Source organism: Sphingomonas sp. (assembly GCF_048594985.1).
Taxonomy (GTDB): Bacteria; Pseudomonadota; Alphaproteobacteria; order Sphingomonadales; family Sphingomonadaceae; genus Sphingomonas_I.
The window spans coordinates 1-2,913 of the sequence record NZ_JBMDXG010000170.1; the positions used below are offsets into that span (position 1 = coordinate 1).

The window sequence follows — 2,913 nt, forward strand, 5'->3', positions numbered from 1 at the left end:
ACCGATACGTCGGTTTCTGCGCTCATGCGTCACGCTCCGTGTCGACCACGACGCGATCGATCATCCGCGTCATCTGGAGGCCCTGAGCCAGCGGTGGCTCTTCGGCACCGACCGGCTGCATCCAGTAAGCCACCAGGTCGCTGACGCCTTCGCCGCGCTTGACGTCGTTGGCGATGCGCGGCGATGCCGCGACGACGAACGACGCGACGTCGGTTACCAGATTTCCGTGCCGCCGGACCACCCCCGCGACCATCTCGTCGAAGTCGGCGACGACGCGCTCAGCATGGGCAGAGGCCGCTACCGCGTCCTTCTTGGTCAGGACCAGTGCGACCCGCTGCCGTGCGGAGATCGAACCCGCCTCGACCAGCGCGTCTATCAGTTGCGGAGTACTCGCTTTCACCTCGTGACGCAGCTTGGCGTCGGCGAGATGCTCGCCATTGACAAGGATGGTAACCACGTCGGCGCGCTTGAGCTCGAAGAATCCTGCCGCGTTCGATAGCTCATCGGCGGTCGTCAGATAGTCCTCGCCGGATCGATCGCCGATGAAGAGCGATGTGATTGTCGCTGGCGCGCCAATGCCGAGATCGAGATGGAAGAAGGTCACGTCCGCACCGACCGTGGTCCGCTCGGTGTGCGGCTGAGAACGCTTTGAAGCGGCCCGGGCGTCATGGCAGATCATCTCGAACCCGATCAGCGTCGACGACCCCGCGAAGCTGTAGCCGGCGACGACGCCCTCTTGCAGGATCTCATAGACACTCGCCATTAGGCTGGTCTTGCCGGCGAAGTGCGGTCCGACCACGCCGATCGCGCGCGACGCTCGACGACGCTGCAGCGCCGACGCCTCGGCCCGACCCAGCGCTTCGCCTAGCGGCAAGGCGATTACCGGCGGCTCGATATCCGGCGCCGGTTGCAGATCCTCCGGCTGCTCTTCGACCAGTTCAATGTCGGCAACCGACGGGCGCCCGTAGTGGGGCATTCGGCGAGCGAATAGGTCTCGACGCACTTCCCGTCCATGGCGACGTTGCAGTCCGGGTTGGAGCACGTGGCTGCTGCAGTGGCCATGGTTTCAGCTCGATACGCGAAGGAAGAGGTGCTCGCGGTAGAACAGCTCGGCGAGTTGGTCGGCGGGCAGGGACACGTTCACCGCCAGCCCAGTCAGCGCGGCCCAGCCGGCTTGCCAAGCTGTGTCGTTCTCGACCTCGGCGCGCTTCTCGAGCGCGAAGTGCAGCGGCGTGGTAAGCGGAGAGACGGCCAACGAATTGCTGACCCTTTTAGCCCAGTCGAGATCGACCGCGTTCACCGCATCACGAACCGGTACGGCTTTGCTCCCGACTCCTGCCTTGGCGAGGAGTGCTTTGATCGACGCCGGCCCGGGCGACGCGTTCGTCATCTCGCCGAGTTCATTGGCAAGGATGAACGGCTGGGCGGCGGCGGCGATCTTGGTGAACGGACGATCGCGCGTGACACTGTAGCCACCGACCAGCCACCACAGCATCTGCAGCTCCTCCTCGGCGAGCAGCGTGCGCCGCACCAGTGCCTGCGTCACCGCGTTCTGGTTGTTGGCTATGGTCACCAAAGCCTCGTCCGCTGCGTCACGCAGCGCGTTCACCTGCTCTTCGGTCGTGAGTTCGGTCTCGCCTTCGGCCACCTCCGCTTCCGGATCATAGTCAATCGCAGGCGCTTCGATCTTCAAGGACGCGATGTCCGGACGCGCGTGATGTCGCGCCGTGAGATCCGCCAAGGCCCGGGCGGCGAGAGTCGGCAACTGCATCGGAAGCGCTGGTTCGCGAAGGCCGCAGAAAGAGGCAGTCGTGACAGCGAGCGCCGCGTCAGCGGACGACGCGAACAGTCGCACCAATGCGGCGGCCGCCAGGACCTGCAGCTCGCGCGCCGACTTCGCCGGATCGAATTCCTGTCCGCCGGACCGGAGCGCGCCCACGACGGTCTCGTAGGCCGACGCGAGCTTCTCGTTCTTGTGTCCACCGGGATCCTTCGCGGCGAACGCGAGACGAACCAGCACCTCGACCCGCCAATAGTTCGCGTCCGCCGCCATCGCGACGACGGCCTTCCAACGCGCTTCGCGGACCGTGCCGTCGTCCATGAACTCCTGGGAATACCAACGGGCGAAGTTGGCATCCATCGCGATCGTTTTTTCAGCCATCGTCACTTCTCCAGACGGGCGACTGCGGCAGCCACCTTGTCAATGATCCCGCGCTCGCCAGCCCTGATCAGCGCGCGCCCGTAGCGTTCAGGCTCGGGCAAGTCGATTTCGCCATCCTCAAGCAAGCCGAGAGACGTCGCGATGTCTCGTCGCTCGCTGCTCGCAAGCCGCCAAAACCGGAAGAGCAGGTCGCGCGTATCTTCGTCGCCCATGGCCGCCTCTCCGTCCAGGACCGCCCCGGCATCGTCTTGCGTCGCTTCCGCTGCCAAGGCCACACCGACCTCGGCCGCCGCTGCCGGCGCGATGACGACGCCTGGCTGAGGGATGGCCGGCATCTCCGGCATCCGGATGGTCGAGACGAACACGTCCGCGCCTTCCTTTGTCGTGATGGGCACGAACAGCTCGGGGTTCTTCTGCAGCGTGCGTTGATGCAGTGCGACCTTGATAACTCGTTCGGCACCGGCGCCTTCGACCGTCAGGTCGAGCAGATTGTAGCCCGGATCATAGGGGGTTTCGGACCGCGACGGGTTCACTGCTCCCGCTCCGATGCGAACGTAGTCGACTGCAGGCGTCACACGTTGGCGGTGCTTGTGGCCGAAGAGGTGGAATTGAGCACGGGCGGTCAGATCATCGTCGACCTCGTCGCCATCGGCGAGCCAGTCGATAGGATGATGGACCATGACGAGATTCGCCGTGTTAGCTTCCGGATTGAGTACGGTTTGCATCGGACGGAGATACAGGTCTTCCTTGAG

The 2,913-nt window shown here is 64.7% G+C and carries 3 protein-coding genes; all 3 read right to left on the reverse strand.

Annotated features, from left to right (window positions below):
• Nucleotides 1-22: 22 nt before the first annotated feature.
• Nucleotides 23-976 (reverse strand): TRAFAC clade GTPase domain-containing protein, encoded by a 954-nt coding sequence (locus ACOJSF_RS06440; protein ID WP_420141392.1) that lies wholly within the window; start codon nucleotides 974-976, stop codon nucleotides 23-25.
• A 90-nt stretch (nucleotides 977-1,066) separates the two neighbouring features.
• A complete protein-coding gene (locus tag ACOJSF_RS06445) occupies nucleotides 1,067-2,161 on the reverse strand; it encodes a GTPase-associated system all-helical protein GASH (RefSeq protein WP_420141393.1) in 1,095 nt (364 codons plus the stop codon).
• A 2-nt stretch (nucleotides 2,162-2,163) separates the two neighbouring features.
• On the reverse strand, nucleotides 2,164-2,913 hold a 750-nt coding region (locus ACOJSF_RS06450; RefSeq protein ID WP_420141394.1), incomplete at its 5' end, for a hypothetical protein.

What these genes read in the sequence shown, in the direction of transcription:
- ACOJSF_RS06440 (WP_420141392.1), bottom strand. Translation starts at nt 976, where the DNA reads ATGCCCCACTACGGGCGCCCGTCGGTTGCCGACATTGAACTGGTCGAA.
- ACOJSF_RS06445 (WP_420141393.1), bottom strand. Translation starts at nt 2,161, where the DNA reads ATGGCTGAAAAAACGATCGCGATGGATGCCAACTTCGCCCGTTGGTAT.